At 74.2% G+C, this 17,656-nt stretch carries 7 protein-coding genes and 1 pseudogene; 6 read left to right on the top strand and 2 right to left on the bottom strand.

Annotated elements, in window-relative coordinates:
- Positions 1-38 precede the first annotated feature (38 nt).
- Positions 39-365: a hypothetical protein gene (locus ABZ079_RS17635; protein WP_356940337.1), complete on the top strand. Its 327-nt coding sequence runs from the start codon at positions 39-41 to the stop codon at positions 363-365.
- Positions 366-423: 58 nt separating this feature from the next.
- Here the strand turns inward: ABZ079_RS17635 and ABZ079_RS17630 are convergent, their stop codons facing one another.
- Positions 424-1,488 carry a hypothetical protein gene (locus ABZ079_RS17630; protein WP_356940336.1) on the bottom strand — a complete coding sequence of 355 codons (1,065 nt, stop codon included), beginning with the start codon at positions 1,486-1,488 and terminating at the stop codon, positions 424-426.
- A 129-nt stretch (positions 1,489-1,617) separates the two neighbouring features.
- Here ABZ079_RS17630 and ABZ079_RS17625 point away from each other — a divergent pair, with 129 nt between their 5' ends.
- Positions 1,618-2,076 carry a DUF4442 domain-containing protein gene (locus ABZ079_RS17625; protein ID WP_356940335.1) on the top strand — a complete coding sequence of 153 codons (459 nt, stop codon included), beginning with the start codon at positions 1,618-1,620 and terminating at the stop codon, positions 2,074-2,076.
- A 61-nt stretch (positions 2,077-2,137) separates the two neighbouring features.
- Here ABZ079_RS17625 and ABZ079_RS17620 read toward each other — a convergent pair.
- Positions 2,138-2,550: pseudogene (locus ABZ079_RS17620) on the bottom strand (UTP--glucose-1-phosphate uridylyltransferase); the annotation flags it as partial.
- A 346-nt stretch (positions 2,551-2,896) separates the two neighbouring features.
- On the opposite strand from ABZ079_RS17620, the gene ABZ079_RS17615 reads away from it, so the two are divergent.
- From ABZ079_RS17615 to ABZ079_RS17600, 4 genes are all read left to right on the top strand, one after another.
- Positions 2,897-4,798 carry a ricin-type beta-trefoil lectin domain protein gene (locus ABZ079_RS17615; RefSeq protein WP_356940334.1) on the top strand — a complete coding sequence of 634 codons (1,902 nt, stop codon included), beginning with the start codon at positions 2,897-2,899 and terminating at the stop codon, positions 4,796-4,798.
- A 488-nt stretch (positions 4,799-5,286) separates the two neighbouring features.
- On the top strand, positions 5,287-12,468 hold the full coding sequence (locus ABZ079_RS17610; RefSeq protein ID WP_356940333.1) for an SDR family NAD(P)-dependent oxidoreductase: 7,182 nt from the start codon (positions 5,287-5,289) through the stop codon (positions 12,466-12,468).
- 1 nt (position 12,469) lies between these two features.
- On the top strand, positions 12,470-17,338 hold the full coding sequence (locus ABZ079_RS17605) for a beta-ketoacyl synthase N-terminal-like domain-containing protein (RefSeq protein WP_356940332.1): 4,869 nt from the start codon (positions 12,470-12,472) through the stop codon (positions 17,336-17,338).
- Positions 17,335-17,655 carry an acyl carrier protein gene (locus ABZ079_RS17600; protein ID WP_356940331.1) on the top strand — a complete coding sequence of 107 codons (321 nt, stop codon included), beginning with the start codon at positions 17,335-17,337 and terminating at the stop codon, positions 17,653-17,655. Before ABZ079_RS17605 ends, ABZ079_RS17600 begins: the two co-directional genes overlap by 4 nt.
- The last annotated feature ends 1 nt before the right edge of the window (position 17,656 follow it).

The raw sequence follows: 17,656 nt of genomic DNA, 5'->3' as shown, positions 1-17,656 counted from the left end.
GCCCCCAGGACCTCTTGGTTCCCAAGGAAAGGACCGTCATGCGAAAGCATGTTGCGGCCGTCATCGGCACCGCCGCGCTCATCGGCGCGGCCCTCCCCGCCGTGGCCGCGGCGCCCGCGTCGGCCGCCGCCTTCACCTGTCACCCCGTCAGCCACACCTACATCGTCAACGGGGAGAAGGTTCCCGTTCACGCCACGCCGTCCCCGCGCGGCAGGGTGATCGACTACGTGTACAAGAACAACCAGGTGCGCGCCCAGTTCCAGTGCGACAACAGCACCGGCACCTGGGAGTGCATCGGCCAGTGTCACGACCCCGAGGAGACGCTCAACGGTCGTTGGGTCGCCCGTAACTATCTGAGGGGCTGAGGCTCCATGCGGTTCCGGCCCACCGCGACGCGGTGGGCCGGAACGCCTATGAACTGAGTCACTCGCTCGTCGGCGTCCCGTGCAGCCGGACCGTGCTGAGGACCTTCAGGACGGTCGCCTTCGGGACCTCGCCCTTCGTGCCCTTGGCTCCGTAGAAGTTGAACGACACGAAGTTGTGGGCGCTGTTCTTGAAGCCGAAGGTGAGCGCCTTGCCGTCGGTCGCGCACTTGCCCTTGCGCGGGGTCTGGGTCGACTGGGCCCACGCGATGCTGCCCTTGATGCCCGACGTGGTGGTGAACGGGGTGGCCTTCTTGTCGTACGAGATGCTCTTCTTGTCGGGCTTGGTGTAGCCGCCGTAGACCCACCAGGCCGGGGTGTTGACCGCGATCTCGTCCGTGTTCCTGGCTCCGGCGGCGCCCTTGGTGCCCACCACGGCCAGTGCGGTGTCCTCGGGACGGCCGTCCTTGTCGTCGTCGGAGGTGCACCACTCGGGCTTGTACTCCGCGGCGCCCGACATGGTGATCCCTTTCTCCTTCTCGCCCTCGAACTCGAAGCCGATCGCTCGGCCCGGCGGGTTGACCTGCCAGTCCGCGGGCACGTCGAAGGCGACGCCCCACTTGGGGTTCACCACCACCTTCCAGCCCGCGATGGTCGGCTTCTGTGTCCCGTCGCCGCGCGGGTCGTCTTCCGCGGCCGAGGAGGCCGGGGCGGGCGTCGGCTCGGCCGTGGGCGGCCGGCCGGTGTGCTTCACGCCCTTGCCGTCCTCCGCCTCGTCGTCCTTCGAACCGCCGAGGACCAGGAAGCCGGTGACGACGGCGGTGGCGACGACCGCCGCGGCCGCGATGACCGCGATCAGCTTCGTACGGCCGCGGCCCTGCGGGGGCCCGGGCGTGGGCATGGTGGGCTGCTGTCCCCACTGCGGCTGCTGCCCGTACGGGCCGGCCGGCGGCTGCTGCCCGAACTGGCCCGCCTGCGGGTACTGCTGCGGTCCGGGCTGCTGGTACGGATTCTGCTGCTGGTGATCCGGCTGCTGGTACGGATTCTGCTGCTGGTGACCCGGCTGCTGGTACGGATTGTGCTGCGGGTTCTGCGCGCCCCCTGGCGGCTGCTGATCTGGCCACATGGCCAGTAACCCTAGTGCGAGGGCGGGCACGGGTCGGTAACCGGTCTTCGTCGGCGCGTAGCGAAGTGTGAGGTGACCGTCGGCACACGACCTGGCAAGGCTCGGCTACTCGTGAGTAACATGTCGGGCATGAGCGCAGACCAGATGTCCATCGGCGAGATGCTCGCCGCCACCGTGCCCATGGCCCGGACGCTGAACCTCGAGTTTCTTGAGACCACACCGGATCGGGCCGTGGTCTCCCTGCCGGACCAGAGCGCGTACCACAACCACGTGGGCGGGCCGCACGCCGGTGCGATGTTCACGCTCGGGGAGTCGGCCAGCGGCGCCATCGTGCTGGCCGCCTTCGGTGACCAGCTCTCGCGCGCGGTGCCGCTCGCCGTGGGTGCCGAGATCGCCTACAAGAAGCTGGCGATGGGTGCCGTCACCGCGACGGCGACCCTCGGCCGTCCGGCCGCCGAGGTCGTCGCCGAGCTGGACGCGGGCCGGCGCCCCGAGTTCCCCGTGGCGATCGAGATCCGGCGCGCGGACGGAGCGGTGACCGGTGAGATGACGGTGGTCTGGACGCTGCGTCCCAACAACCAGGACTGACCCGGTGTCGAGGAGGGGCCCGTGAGGGCCTCTCTTTTTTGTGCCGTCGTTTCGTGCCGCGTCAGGCGGCCCGGTACGGCTCCCGGTCGCCGGTGCCGCCGTCCTCCAGCCCGGTTGCGACCTCCTCGAGCCGGCCGATGAACTCGGGCCCCTGGCCCGGGCGGCCGCACGCCGGGCGGACCACCGTGCGCAGGTAGGCTGCCGTGTCGCCGGTGTCGTAGCGCAGGCCCTTGAGGGCCGCCCCGTGGACGGTGCCGGCCGCCGCTGGGTCCTGCAGGGCGTCGGTCGGCCGGATCTCACCGCCGCGGCCCGGCGGGGTGCGTTCCAGGACGCCGAAGACGGCCGGGTCGAGGAGGTGGCGGCCGATGACCGCGTACCGGCTCGGTGCGGTCCCGGGCGCGGGCTTCGCCACCAGGCCGGTCATGCGGACGACGCCCTCCTGCCCGCCGGCTCCACCGCCGCGCAGCCATAGAGGATGACCGGCGGCCGGTACAAGTTGCTGTGGAGTACGGGGCGATGATGCGGCCCATGCCGGGGTGCGCGGATGAGAGCGCGCCCGGAGAACCACGGGAACCGGCTGTGTAGGGGCCGCCAGGGCATACCGTCGGTAACCTCTATGGAATTGACCGGCTTTGAGGCCCAGTCATTCGAACTTCTTGTTTCCGGCGACGCGCATGTGCGAAGGTGAGCCTCCCCGCGGGAGGGCAAAGCCGGGCGCAGAACGCCAAGGCCGGCCCTTTAGGTACGCACCAATCAGGCACTGCTTTCCGACAGGACGCGGTTTCGCATGCCGTCCTGCGGCTGGAAAGGAAATGGTTCCGTGCAGTCCCCTTACCCCCCACGCCCGCCGTACCCGCCGCTGCCCGGTTCGACCGGTGAGTCCGACCGCAATCTCGTCGCCCGGCTCGGCGGCCCGCACGTCGCCCACCATCACGCCGTCGCCCTGCTGCTGGCCCGGCACTGGCGCGCCGCCCGCGACTACGCGGTCGTCTGCCTGACCTCCGCCGAGCCCGCGGCCCAACTGGTGGCCACCGCCGCCTTCCACCAGGTCCTCGGTCGCATGGCCGGCGGAACGGCCGGCGGAACGGCCGGCGGCGCCCTGCGTCCGCAGCTGCTGGTGGCCGTCCGCGACACCGTCCGCGCCTGGGCGACGGACGAGCGGACCTGCGCCACTCTGCCGGAATTGCGCAAAACCACCGGCGGTCGCGGACTCAGCGCGACAAAGCCTGGGACACCGGAAAGGCGGCAGCTCGCCGAACGCGCATTTCGGGCCCTTCCCGGCGCCTCGCAATGCCTTCTCTGGCACACCGAGGTCGAAGCGGAACCCATAAACATACCCGCCGGTCTGCTGGGGATCGACGTGGCCACCGCGACGGCCGCCCTGGAGCAGGCGCGGGAACAATTCCGCGCCGGTTGCGCACGCGCCCACCGGGAACTCGCGCCGTCCCGGGAATGCCGCTTCTACAACCGCCTCCTCTACTTCCCCCTGCGCCGTGGCGGCGCCCTGCTGCCGGACGTGCGCGAGCACCTGACGGCCTGTCGGTACTGCCGGCACGCCGCCGAACAGCTTGCCCAGTGCGACGACGGCCTGGACGTCCTGCTCGCCGAGACCGTGCTCGGCTGGGGCGCCCGCCGCTATCTCGACTCCCGCCCCGGCCGCGGCACCGTCGAACAGTGGCCGCCCCCCACGGCGGCGGAGACGGCACCCCCGGCGGCCGGCGACCGGCACCGCACCGGAGCGGAGGGCCGTCACCGCACGGCGATGGCCGTCGGCGTCGGACTGACCTCGCTCGCGCTGCTCGCCACCGTCCTCGTGGCCGTAAACCGGTCCGATGACAACGGTGTCCCCGGGCCCGGTGCGACCTGGGGCGCCCCCGCCGGACACGCCACCCGCCCGAGCGGCACCGGCGCACGGCCCACCACCTCGCCCTCCGCGGCCTCGGCCGGCGGGCCCGTCGAGGTCGCCCATGGCCGACTGCGCGGCCTCACCTCCGGGCTCTGCCTGGATATCCGCGGGGACAGGGTCGTGCCGGGCGCGGGCGTCCGGCTCGCGGGCTGCTCGTCGGCCGCATCGCAGCAATGGTCGTACCGGGACGACGGACTGCTGCGCAGCGCCGCCGACCCCTCTCTCTGCCTCGCCGCCGACCCCGGGGCGAAGAGTGTCGTGGTGGACGGCTGCGTGGTGCACGCGGGAGAGGTGTCGTACGACTTCACAGTGCGGGGCGAGATCCTCCTCCGCTGGCACAAGGGCCTTGCCCTGACCCCGGGTTCCGGTCGCTCGACCACCCGTGTGGGGGTCGCGGCCCGGGACGGTTCGTCGAAGCAGCGGTGGGTGCTGGAGCCGGGCCCGGGCGGGCTGCCGCATTCCGGCGCGGGACCGGGCTCGCAGGACGCGCCGGACGACCGGGAGCCGGCGCCCTCGAAGGGAGGCGCCGCCGGGCGGGCACCCGAGGGGAGAAGACCGGACGACACCTCGCGCGGGGCGCTCCGGGGGGAGGGCGAGAGCCCCGGGGAGGACAACGCGAGCCCCCGCATCGCCCAGGTGCGCGCCGAGGGGCAGCGGCGGCAGGGCGGCCCCGCCGCACCCGGCGACGCGGTGGACGCGGTGGGTCGCCTCGTCAAGCCGATCACCGACCCGCTCACCTCACCGGTCACCGAGGCCGCACCGGTGCCCGCCACGGTCGCCTCCGTGCCGGCGGCCGTGAGAGCGCTGCTCGGCTGACGCCCGAGGAGGACAACCACGACGAGAAGGGGTCACCCGTGCCTCCGCGCAGGGTGGCCCCCCTTCCCCCCTACGATCCCGGTGTACGTCGCCTGACCTGCCCTTGTGCGTGGGCGCGGAGGTGAGCGGTACCCCGCTCCGATGCCCCGTCGGATGCCCCTCAGGGGGAGGCGAGCGCGGCAGGTTGTGTTCTCGTCACTGCGTGAAGGCCACGCGGAATTCAGGTCGCACGCTTTGGCGGGCTTGGTGGCGGTGTGGCATGCGGGCCGCGGCGCTCCTGCGTCCTGACCGGCGCAGGCAATTGCTCGGATTTCCAGGCCCTTGCGGGGAATTCTGCGGACTGGCCGAATCGATGCCCCCGCACGCGAAAAGGGTCCAGCGTTATTGACCCGTGAGTAAGCCCTCGCTAGTTTCCGATGCCCTCGCACCAGAGAGTCCCGCCGCACAAACCCCCCACCGTGCTGTCTCGCCGATTGTGCCGGAGCATCATGACCTCCCCTGTGCGCGCCCATGACCTGATCCTTTGCATCACCCCCTTCGGTGAACCCGACGCGGACCTCGCCGCTGCGGCCTCCGCCGCCGGCGGGTTCGGTGTCCTCGACCTGGACACCGGCGACCGGCGTTCCCGCGAGGAGCTGTCCCGGCTGAGCCGGGCCGCTCCGGGACCCTTCGGCGTACGGGTGACCGGGCGCTGCGCCCTGGCCCCCGTCGACCTGGACGGTGTCCCCGACACCGTGGTCCTCGCCTCCGACGCCCCCTGGCGTGTGGACCACCTCATCGAGACGCACCGGGTGTTGGCGGAAGTGGCCGACCTCGGACAGGCGCGTGAGGCCCGCCGTGCCGGTGCCCACGGGCTGATCGCCCGGGGGGCCGAGGGCGGCGGCCGCGTCGGTGAGCTGAGCACCTTCGTCCTGCTGCAACAGCTGCTGGCCGACGAGGAGTTGCAGGGCCTGCCCATCTGGGCCCGCGGAGGCATCGGGCCGCGTACGGCGGCCGCCGCGGTCGCGGGCGGAGCGGCCGGGGTCGTCCTCGACAGTCAACTGGCCCTGCTGGCCGAGTCCCGGCTGCCCGAGGCGATCCGGGCCGCGCTGCGGTCCCTCGACGGTTCGGAGACCGTGGTGCTGGGCGGGCACCGAGTACTGCGCCGACGGGGGCCGGACGCCCCGCAACCACCCGCCGACGATCCCGACACCGTCGCGTCCCTGCTGGGCGCCCGCGACCTCCGCCGCCACCTGCTCCCCGTGGGTCAGGACGGTTCCCTCGCCGCCCGCTTCGCCGAGCGGTGGGGGGATGTGCGGGGAACGGTGCGTGCGCTGTCCGAGGCGATTCGGGGGGTGACCGCTCCGGCGGCGCCGGCCGGGACGACGGCTGCGGAGCCGCGCGGTGCCGTCGAGCCGGCCGGAGGCCGGGGTCCGGTCGGCGGTGTAGGGCAGGGTGGAGGCGCGGGTCCGGCCGGCGGTGAAGTCCCGATCGGTGGGGAGGGGCCGGGCGACGCTGCGGAGGCGGACGTCGCCGTGGCCGTCAGGGCTCTGCGGGCAGGGTCCGTCATGAGCCGGGCGCTCGGTACCCGGCTCCCGGTGGCCCAGGGACCGATGACCCGCGTCAGCGATCAGGCGGGGTTCGCCGCGGCCGTCGCCGAGGACGGGGCGTTGCCCTTCCTGGCGCTGGCCCTCGCCGACGGGGCACGCACCCGGGCGATGCTGACCGAGGCACACGCCGTACTCGACGGGCGGCCCTGGGGCGTGGGCGTGCTCGGCTTCGCACCCGAGGACATCAGAAAGGCCCAGCTCGAAGCCGTACGGGAGTTGCGGCCCACGCACGCGATCATCGCGGGCGGCCGGCCCGCCCAGGCCGAGGCGCTGGAACGGGCCGGGATCCACACCTTCCTGCACGTGCCCTCGCCGGGGCTGCTACGGCAGTTCCTGGACGCCGGGGCGCGCAGGTTCGTCTTCGAGGGGGCCGAGTGCGGTGGGCATGTCGGGCCCCGGACCTCCTTCCCGCTGTGGGAGGCCCAACTCGCCGTGCTCGAGGACTTCCTGGCGGACACCGGTGCCACAGCCGAGGCGGGCACCGGTGACGAGACGGCCCGGCGGCTGGAGGTGTTCTTCGCGGGAGGCATCCACGACGAGCGGTCGGCGGCGATGGTCGCCGCCCTGGCCGCGCCGCTCACCGCCCGGGGCGCCGCCGTCGGCGTACTCATGGGGACCGCCTACCTGTTCACCGAGGAAGCCGTCACGCACCACGCCATCCGGCCCCTCTTCCAGCGTCAGGTCGTCGCCGCCACCGAGACCGCCCTGCTGGAGACCGCACCCGGACACGCGACCCGCTGTGTACCCAGCCCCTTCACCCACAACTACCGTGTTCAGGAGGCCGCGTTACGGACGGAGGGCGTATCCGGCCGGGGAGTCTGGGAAGCACTGGAACGCCTCAACGTGGGCCGGCTGCGTATCGCCAGCAAGGGCCTGGAGCGCGCCGCCGACGGCGAGTTGCAGGCGGTCGGGGAGGAAAGACAGCTCACCGACGGGTTGTTCATGGCGGGCGAGGTCGCCGTCCTGTGCGCGGCGACCACCACCGTGGCGGACCTGCACCGTTCGGTGACCGACGGGGCCGCCGACTTCCTGACCGCGCGGGCCGCGCAAGCCGCCCGCGCTTCACGGCCGAGCCGCCGCACCACGGCCGAACCCGCACCTCCCGCACCACTCGACGTCGCGATCGTCGGCATGGCCTGCATGTTCCCGCAGGCCCCCGACCTCGCCGCCTTCTGGGCGAACGTCGTCTCCGGACACGACGCCGTCACCGAGGTCCCGCCCGACCGCTGGGACCCCGCCGTGCACCACGCCGCCGGCAGCACGGCGTCGAAATGGGGCGGCTTCCTGCCCCGCATCCCCTTCGACCCGCTGCGCTACGGCATCCCGCCCGCCTCCCTCGGCAGCATCGAACCCGTCCAGCTGCTGTCCCTGGAAGCGGCCCGCAGAGCACTGGAGGACGCCGGATACGGCGAGCGGGGGCGGGAGTTCGACCACTCGCGCACCTCGGTCGTCTTCGGCGCCGAAGCGGGCAGCGACCTGTCCAACGCCGTCACTCTGCGCGCCGTCCTCCCGTCGTACTACGGCAAGGTCCCCGAGGGGCTGGACGATCAGCTGCCCCGGCTGACCGAGGACTCCTTCCCCGGCATGCTCGCCAACGTCATCTCCGGCCGGATCGCCAACCGCCTGGACCTCGGCGGTGCCAACTACACCGTCGACGCCGCCTGCGCCTCCTCCCTCGCCGCCCTCGACGTGGCCTGCAAGGAACTCGTCACCGGCACCAGTGACGTCGTGCTGTGCGGTGGCGCCGACCTGCACAACGGCATCAACGACTACGTGCTCTTCTCCTCCGTTCACGCGCTCTCCCCGACCGGCCGGTCCCGCGCCTTCGACGCCTCCGCCGACGGCATCGCCCTCGGTGAGGGCGTGGCCTGCGTGGTCCTCAAACGGCTCGCGGACGCCGAACGCGACGGCGACCGCGTCTACGGCGTGGTCAAGGGCCTGGGCTCCGCCAGCGACGGCCGCTCCCTCGGTCTGACCGCGCCCCGCCCCGAAGGCCAGCGGGCCGCGCTGGAGCGCGCGTACCGCAACGCCGGTGTCTCGCCCGCCGACGTCGGCCTGGTCGAGGCACACGGCACCGGAACCGTCGTCGGTGACCGTACCGAACTCGCCGTTCTCAGCGCGGTGTTCACCGAGGCGGGCGCCACGAACGGGGATTGTGCGCTCGGCTCGGTCAAGTCGCAGATCGGGCACACCAAGTGCGCCGCCGGACTCGCCGGCCTGATCAAGACGACCCTCGCCCTCTACACCGGCGTCAAGCCGCCCACCCTGCACCTGGAGCGGCCCAACCCGGCCTGGACGGAGGACGACAGCCCGTTCGTCTTCCACACCCGGGCCCGGCCCTGGCCGGCCCCGGCCGCGGAACGCCTCGCCGGCGTCAGCGCGTTCGGCTTCGGCGGCACCAACTTCCACGCCGTGCTGGCCGCGCACGAGACCGCCGTACCGCCCCGGCAGACCCTGGACGCCTGGCCCGCCGAGCTGCTCCTGTTCCGGGGGCGGGACACGGCGGCGGCCCACCGCGAGGTCGCGGAGCTGCTCCGGGCCGCAGAAGCCGACGGCCGCCCCTGGCGCCTGCGCGACCTCGCCCTGGCCGCGGCCCGCCGCGCGGACACCTCCGACGAACCGGTACGGGCCGCGATCGTGGCCCGGGACGCGGACAAGCTGACCGGGCAGCTGCGACGGGTCCTCACCGGGGGACACGATCCGGCGGCCGGGGTGTATCTGGCGGATCCGCCGGACGGCGGCATGGCTCACACCGGGGTCCGTCCGGCGGATCCGCCGGACGGCAGGAAGGCCGCCGCCGGAACGCGGCTCGCGGACCCGGTGGCCGGCAAGGTGGCCTTCCTTTTTCCCGGCCAGGGCAGCCAGCGGACCGGCATGCTCGCGGACCTCCTGGTCACCCTCCCAGAGCTGCGCCACCACCTGCACCTCGCCCGCGCCCACGCCGGCCTGCTCCACCCGCCGGCCGCCTTCGACGACACCGCCCGCGAGCGGCGCCGGGCCGCGCTCACCGACACCCGGACCGCACAGCCCGCGCTCGGCGTCACGGGTCTCGTCGCCCACGCCTTCCTCACCTCCGCGGGCGTCCACCCCGATCTGGCCGCCGGGCACAGCTACGGCGAGCTGGCCGCGCTCGCCGCGGCCGGCGCCCTCGATCCGCAGACGCTGCTGGAGCTGAGCGCCGAGCGGGCCGGCGCCATCCTGGCTGCGGCGGGCGACGAACCCGGCACCATGGCCGCCGTCGGAGCCCCCGCCGAGGAGGTCGGCCGCGCCCTGCGCACGGCCGGGGCACCCGGGTCGGTGGTCGTCGCCAACATCAACTCGCCCGAGCAGACGGTGATCTCGGGCCCCACCGCAGATCTCGACACCGCCTTACGCCTGCTGCGCGCGGCCGGTCTCGGTGCGCGGCGCATCCCCGTGGCCTGCGCCTTCCACAGCCCGGTGGTGGCCGCGGCGGGGGAGCGGTTCGCGAAGATCCTCGCGACCAAGACCGTACGAGCCCCGGAGTTCCCCGTATGGGCCAACCGGACCGCCGCCCCGTACCCGCCGGACCCCGGCGCGGTGCGGGCCGAACTCGCCGCGCAGATCGGTGCCCCGGTCGCCTTCGCCGCGCAGATCGAGGCGATGTACGAGGCGGGCGCGCGGATCTTCGTCGAGGCGGGCCCGGGTACCGTCCTCACCCGGCTCGTCGGGCAGATCCTCGGCGACCGCCCGCACCGCACGGTCGCCTGCGAGCCCCACGCCGACAGCGGCCTGCCCGGCTGGCTCGACGCGCTCGCCGAGCTCGCCGTCGCGGGACTCCCGGTGCGCACCGCGTGGCTGTTCCACGGTCGCGACGCCGTGGACGCGCTGCGCACCCCGGCACCCGAGCGGCCCGGCTGGACGGTTGACGGACACCTCGTCCGCACCGCCGACGGAGCCCCCCTCCCCGGTGCCCTCGCACCGGCCCGACGAGTCCTGGAGACGACTGTGACGACCGACCAGCCGTACGGCGCCCCGGCCGACCGGGACGCCCTGATCTCCGAATACCTGCGCACCAGTCGGGAGATGATCGCCGCCCAGCGTGATGTGCTGCTCACCTACTTCGGTGCCACGACACCGGCACCCACCGCGGCGCCCGTACCGCTTCAGCAGCCCACGGAATCCGGCCGAGTGCCGTCCCCGGAGCCGCAGTCGCCCGCTGCCGGCAGTGAAGGGCCGGTGGACGACGTGGAGCGGGCCGTGCTGGAGGTCATCAGCGAACGCACCGGGTACCCCGTCGACATGATCGAGCCCGGCCTCGATCTGGAGGCGGACCTGAGCATCGACTCGATCAAGCGGGCCGAGATAGCGGGCGAACTCGCCAAACGCCTCGGCATCGCGGGCGGCGCCGAGTTGCTGGACGACGCGGAGCTGGAGGAACTGGCCAAGGCCCGCACGGCCGCGGCGGTGACGAGCTGGCTCACGGCACGGATCGGGGCGAACAGCGCCGACGGTGGCGGACCGGCCCGGGAACCGGCCGGGGAACCGGCCGAGGCGGTGCACACCGCGGCTCCGCAGCGCTGCGAGGTGCGGCCCGTCCCTCTTCCGCAGCCCGACCCCACCGCCGATCCCGGCTCCGCGCTGTCCGGCCGGCGGTTCGCCGTCCTCGGCGACGGCGACGGCGAGGGTGGCAGCGGGAGCGGCACCGGGCGTGACACGAGGCGCGGCACCGGGGCCGACGGCGGCATGGAGGCCGGGCGGGTGGCGGCCGAGGTCGCGGCGCGGCTCGCCGGGCACGGTGCCGATGTCGTCCTCCTCGGCGGGAGCCATCTCCTCGGTGCCGCCGACGGAACGGTCGACGGTGTGGTGTATCTGGGCGCGCTGGCCGGCCCGGACCTCCCGGTGCTGCCGGTCGCCTTCCCGGTGCTCCGGGCGGCGCTGGCGTGCGGGCCGCGCCGGCTGCTGGCCGTCCGGGCCGCCGACCGGGCCGGGACGCTGCGCTCGGCAGGGCTGGACGGCCTGTTCCGCACCGTCGTCCGGGAGTACCCCGACCTCCTTGCCCGGGTCGTGGCCGTGGGGGACATCTCCCCGGCGGCCGTCGCCGACGCCGTGCTCGCCGAGCTGCTCGCCCCGGAGCCGGCCCCCGTGGTCCTGCGCACGGCGGCCGGAAGCCGACAGGGACTCGAACTGGTGCCCGCGCCGCTCGGCCTGCTGGGCACCACCGGCGCCGGACCCGCCGGAGAGGGTGCCGCGGAGGCCGCCGCGCTCGGTCTCGACCGGGACTCCGTGGTGCTGCTGGCCGGCGGCGCCCGGGGCATCACCGCCAGGTTCGCGGCCACGCTCGCCGGCGCCGCCCGGTGCCGCGTCGAACTACTCGGCCGCACACCCGCACCCACCGGCCCCGAGGCCCCGGGGACCGCCGCCGCCCGCACCCTCGCCGACCTGCGGGCAGCGCTCGCCGCCGGGTCCGGCGCTGCTCGTCCCGCCGAGATCAACCGGGACGCCGAACTGATCCTCGCCCAGCGCGAGATCGCCACGACCCTGGCCGAACTCACTTCTCTCGGCAGCGCGGCCCGCTACCGCTCGGTGGACTTCCGCGAGCGGGACGCCGTCCTGCGGGCGGTCAAGGAGATCCATGCCGAGCACGGCCGGCTCGACGGGGTCGTCTTCGCCGCCGGGGTGATCGAGGACCGGCTGATCGCCGAGAAGAGCCCCGAATCCTTCCAGCGGGTGTACGGCACGAAGACGGCCGGGGCCGCGGCGCTGTTCGCCGCCCTGGACGACCTGCCCGAGGCACCCGCGTTCACGGTCCTGTTCGGCAGCATCGCCGCCGTCCTCGGCAACCGTGGACAGGCCGACTACGCCGCCGCGAACGACGCCATGGAAGCGCTCGGCGCTGACTGGGCCGCCCGCACGGGCCACCGCGCGCTCACCGTCCACTGGGGTCCCTGGGCGCCGTCCGGCACCCACACCGGCATGGTCGGCGCGGAACTCGGCCGCGAGTACGCCCGCCGCGGGGTGAGGCTGATCGACCCCGACGAGGGCACCGCGGCCCTGCTCCGGGAACTCGCCTGGGGCGATCCGTCGGCCCGTGCCGTCGTCTACACCGCCTCGGGCTGGTGACATGACATACCGTCAGACACCCGTCGCCATCGTCGGGATGGCGGTGCTGCTGCCCGGCGCCCCCGGCCTCGGCGCCTATTGGCGCAACCTGCGGGACGGCGTCGACGCGATCCGCGACGTCCCCGCGGACCGCTGGGACGCCGACTACTACCACCCCGGCTCGGCCGCCGGTCCCGCCGTCCCCGACCGGGTCTACTGCCGGCGCGGCGGATTCGTGGACGGCCTGGCCGAGGTGGAGGTCACCCGCTACGGCATCATGCCCGCCTCCGTTCCCGGCACCGAGCCCGACCAGCTGATCGCCCTCGACGTGGCCGCCGCCGCGCTCGCCGACGCAGGCGGCGAGGAACGGCTGCCCGAACGGCACCGGGTCGGCGTGGCCCTGGGCCGCGGCGGCTATCTCAGCCCCGGCCTGGCCCGGCTCGACCAGCGGGTGCGGACGGCCGGACAGCTGGTGCGCACCCTGGGCGAGCTGCTGCCCGAGCTGTCCGCCGCCCAACTGGACCGGGTACGGGCGGCGTTCGCCGGGCGACTCGGTCCGGACAGCCCCGACTCCGCGATCGGCCTGGTCCCCAACCTCGCCGCCTCCCGCATCGCCAACCGGCTCGACCTGCGCGGCCCCGCCTACACCGTGGACGCGGCCTGCGCCTCCTCCCTGGTCGCCGTCGACCAGGCGGTCACCGCACTGGCCACCGGGCGTTGTGACGTGATGCTGGCCGGGGGAGTGCACCACTGCCACGACATCACCCTCTGGAGCGTCTTCTCCCAACTGCGCGCCCTGTCCCCGAGTCAGCGCATCCGCCCCTTCCACCGCGACGCCGACGGCATCCTCATCGGCGAGGGCACCGGCGTCGTCGTCCTCAAACGCCTCGCCGACGCCGAACGCGACGGAGACCGCGTCTACGCGGTGATCCGCGGAACGGGCGTGGCCGGTGACGGCCGTACGGCCGGACTCGTCACCCCCGACCCGGGCGGCCAGGCCCGGGCCGTACGCCAGGCCTGGCACGCCGCCGGACTCGACCCCGCCGCACCGGACTCGATCGGTCTGCTGGAGGCTCACGGCACGGCCACGCCTGCCGGTGACGCCGCCGAACTCGCCACCCTCGCCGAGGTGTTCGGGCCGGGGACGGCATACGGCAGCGAGGATCGCCCCGTCCTCGGCTCCGTGAAGTCGATGATCGGGCACACCATGCCGGCCGCCGGGGTGGCGGGACTGGTCAAGGCCGCCCTCGCCCTGCACCACGGCACCCTTCTGCCCACCCTCCACTGCGACGACCCCCACCCCGCACTCGCCGGCACCCGCTTCCGCATCCTCGAGCGGGCCCGGCCCTGGCGGAATGGCGCGCGGCTGCCGGTCCGGCGGGCCGCCGTCAACGCCTTCGGCTTCGGAGGCATCAACGCCCATGTGGTGCTGGAGGAGGCCCCGCGGCGGCACTCCGCACCTGCTCCCGCCGGGTTCGGCGGGAGCGACGGCCGGATGGCACCGGGGGTGGCCTCGCACGGCCGTTCCACGCCGTCTTTCGGCGGGTTCGGCGGGACCGACGGCCGGCCAGCGCCGGAGGACATATCGCACCCCCGTCCCGCGCCCGCCTCCGCACGCCCGCCGGCGTCCGTTTCCGCGTCCTTGCCCGCGCCGGCCTCCACACCCTCGCCGCCGTCCGTTTCCGCGCCCCCTTCGGCGCCGGCCTCTGCTCCCTTGCCGGCGGTCGCCGCCGCGCACGTCACAGAGCCTGAGCGCATCCTGCTGCTCTCCGCCGCCGGCCCGGACGACCTCGCCGTCCTCCTCGACGCCGACGACACCGCCGTACTCGCCGCCGGTCTCGACCCCAGCCGGCCCCATCCGGACGCCGGCCCCGTCCGGCTCGGGGTCGTGGACCCGACCGCCAAGCGGCTCGCCCTGGCCCGCCGCGCGGTCGCCAAGGGCCGGGCCTGGCAGGGGCGCAACGACGTGTGGTTCCGGCCGGGCCCCCTGCTCGGCCGTGCCGGCGGCAGACTGGCGTTCGTCTTCCCCGGTCTGGAGGGCGACTTCACACCCCGCACCGACGACATCGCCGCCCACTTCGGCCTGCCCCCGGTCCTTGGCACGGACGTCCACGTCGGTGATGTCGGGCGGCACGGCTTCGGTGTCGTCGGCGTGGGCCGGCTGCTGGACCGGGCGCTGCGCCGCATCGGCGTCGTACCGGACGCGGTCGCCGGGCACAGCGTCGGCGAGTGGACGGCGATGGTGGCCGCCGGACTGTACTCGGCCACCCAAGTGGACGCCTTCATGGCCGAGTTCGACCCGGACGCGGTGACCGTCCCCGGACTCGTCTTCGCCTCCGTCGGCACCCGCGCCGCACACGTCCGTGCCGCGCTCGCCGAGACCTGGGCGGACTCCGGGATCGTCCTCTCCCACGACAACGCGCCCCGCCAGGCCATGGTCTGCGGGCCGGACGCGGCGGTCGAGGAGTTCGTACGGTCCCTCCGTGCCCAAGGCGTGCTCTGCCAGGTGCTGCCCTTCCGTTCCGGCTTCCACACGCCGATGCTCGAACCGTATCTCGCCCCCATCAAGGAGGCCGCCGACCGCTTCCGCATCCACCCGCCGACCGTGCCGGTCTGGTCCGGGACGACCGCGGCGCCCTTCCCGCAGACGGAGTCGGCGGTGCGCGAGCTGTTCGTACGGCATCTGCTGGAACCCGTCCGTTTCCGCGAGCTCACCGAGGCCCTGTACGCGGACGGGCACCGCGTCTTCGTCCAGACCGGCCCGGGTCGGCTGACCTCCCTGATCGGTGACACCCTCGGCGACCGCGACCACCTGGCCGTCGCCGCCAACTCGCCCCATCACGGTGGCATGGCCCAACTGCGGCGCGCGACCACGGCCTTGTGGACGGCGGGGGCGGCCGTGGCACCGGCCGTACCAGCGCGCGCGGCGGCAGTCCGGACCGGCACCGAGCGCCCGCCGGTCCGCCTCGACCTCGGCGGTGCCCTGGTGTCGCTGGACGGGCCGGTCCTCGACGCGCTGCGCGCGGAGCTGCGGCCGGGCACGCGCACCCAGGAAGCTCCGAGCCCGCTGGAGGGCCTCGCCCCGCGCCTCCCGGCCGCCGCCGAACTCTCCGCCCTGCTCCGGGACACCGCGGACACGGCGGCGGAGCTGATCACGGCAGCCCACCGCCGATCCGCGCCCACCGCCCCTCCCACGCTCGCCGGGCCCCCGACGGCCCACGCGGACCCGAACGTGCCTCCGCCCACCGGTCCTTCGAGGGCCGGCGCGAACCCGTACCTCCCCCCGCTCGCCCCGCCGTCGGCGACCGTCACGACGACCCTGCGCGTCTCCCCGCAGACCATGCCCCACCTCCTGGATCACTGCTTCTTCCCGCAGCGCCCCGGCTGGCCGGACCTGGAGGACCGCTGGCCGGTGGTGCCCGCCACCACGATCGTCCGGTACATGATGGACGCGGCGGAGGCGGCGGCCCCCGGCCTGCGGGCGGTCGCCGTGCACGGGGCCCGGTTCGACCGGTGGCTCACCGCCACACCCCCCGTCGACGTACCGGTCACCGTCACTCCGAGCCCCGGTCAGCCGGACCGTGTCACCGTCGGCTTCGGTCCCACAGCCCGGGCCGTGGTCGAACTCGCCCCGCACCATCCGGCGCCACCCCCGCCCAGCCCCGCCCCGGACACCCCCGAACGCATCCCCGAGCACACCGCGGCCCAGCTGTACCGCGACCGCTGGATGTTCCACGGCCCGGGGTTCCAGGGACTCACCGAACTGGTCGCGATCGGCGAACGGCACATCCGCGGCGTGATCGCCGCACCGGCCGCACCCGGCGCCCTGCTGGACAACGTGGGCCAGCTGCTCGGCTACTGGATCATGGCGACCCGCACCGAGCGGACCGTCGTCTTCCCCGTGCAGATGAGGCAGATGCGCTTCCACGGACCGCACCCGGCCCCCGGCACCGAGGTCCGCTGCCTGGTGCGGATCACCTCGCTCACGGACACCGTCCTGGAGGCGGACGCGGAGCTGACCGCCGGCGGCCGGGTGTGGGCCGTGCTGAGCGGCTGGCAGGACCGCCGCTTCGACAACGACCCGACGACCCGGCCCGTCGAACGCTTTCCCGATCGCCACACCCTCTCCGTGGCCCGGCCCGGCGGCTGGGCGCTGGTCCACGAGCGGTGGCCGGACCTCGCCTCACGCGAGCTGATCATGCGCAACTCGCTGGGCGGCGCCGAGCGTGCCGAGTACGCACGCCGCCCACCGCGCGGCCGCCGGCAGTGGCTGCTCGGCCGGATCGCGGTCAAGGACGCCGTGCGCCAGTGGCTCTGGCAGCACGGCGAAGGGCCGGTCTTCCCGGCCGAGATCCGGGTCCGCAACGACGAAGCGGGCCGCCCGTACGTCACCGGCGTGCACGGCCGCGCCCTGCCGGCGCTGGACGTCTCGCTCGCCCACCGGGGCGAGGCGGGCGTCGCGATCGTACGGCCGCACACCCCGCGGCCCGGCCCCGGTATCGACATCGAGGAGGTCACCGTGCGCGACCCGGCGACCCCGGCCACCGCGCTCGGCCCCGCCGAACTGCGGCTCCTGCGCGCCCGGTCGGCGGACGGCACCGGCCCGCAGGCCCTGTGGTTCACCCGTTTCTGGGCCGCCAAGGAGGCGGTCGCCAAGGCCGAGGGTGTCGGATTCGGCGGACGCCCGAGGGACTTCGCCGTGCTGGAGGCCGCCCCGGACGGCAGCCGGCTGCTGGTCTCCGGCCGCCTGGAACGCGCCTACACGGTGCACTGCGCGCCGGTGGCCAACCCGCCCACCCTGCCGGAGCGCGCCTATGTGGTGGCCTGGACGACCGGGCCCGGAGCCGACGACGGACAACACGACCCAGCAGCCGAGGAGTACACCCGATGAACCCCACCCCGCCGGCCCCGGCGCAGCCCACCGCCGACACCGTGCTCGCCGACGTCACCGGCATGCTCCGCACGGTGCTGGCGGATTACGGCGACGACGACGTGGTGATCGGCATGTCCACCACCTTCAACCGCGACCTGGAACTGGAGAGCATCGACCTCGTCACCCTGGCCGGTCTGCTGGAGGAGCGGTACGGGCAACGGGTCAACCTCGCCGAGTTCCTGGCCGGCATGGAGTTCGACGAGATCATCGAGCTGACCGTGGGCCGGCTCGTGGAGTACGTGGTGTGGAGCCTGAAGTCCACGCAGGCGGGCTGAG

The sequence above is a fragment of the Streptomyces sp. NPDC006314 genome (assembly GCF_040613075.1).
Lineage (GTDB): Bacteria > Actinomycetota > Actinomycetes > Streptomycetales > Streptomycetaceae > Streptomyces.
This window is presented reverse-complemented; position numbering and strand designations above follow the sequence as displayed.

What these genes read in the sequence shown, in the direction of transcription:
- ABZ079_RS17635 (WP_356940337.1), top strand. Translation starts at nt 39, where the DNA reads ATGCGAAAGCATGTTGCGGCCGTCATCGGCACCGCCGCGCTCATCGGC.
- ABZ079_RS17630 (WP_356940336.1), bottom strand. Translation starts at nt 1,488, where the DNA reads ATGTGGCCAGATCAGCAGCCGCCAGGGGGCGCGCAGAACCCGCAGCAC.
- ABZ079_RS17625 (WP_356940335.1), top strand. Translation starts at nt 1,618, where the DNA reads ATGAGCGCAGACCAGATGTCCATCGGCGAGATGCTCGCCGCCACCGTG.
- ABZ079_RS17610 (WP_356940333.1), top strand. Translation starts at nt 5,287, where the DNA reads ATGACCTCCCCTGTGCGCGCCCATGACCTGATCCTTTGCATCACCCCC.
- ABZ079_RS17605 (WP_356940332.1), top strand. Translation starts at nt 12,470, where the DNA reads ATGACATACCGTCAGACACCCGTCGCCATCGTCGGGATGGCGGTGCTG.
- ABZ079_RS17600 (WP_356940331.1), top strand. Translation starts at nt 17,335, where the DNA reads ATGAACCCCACCCCGCCGGCCCCGGCGCAGCCCACCGCCGACACCGTG.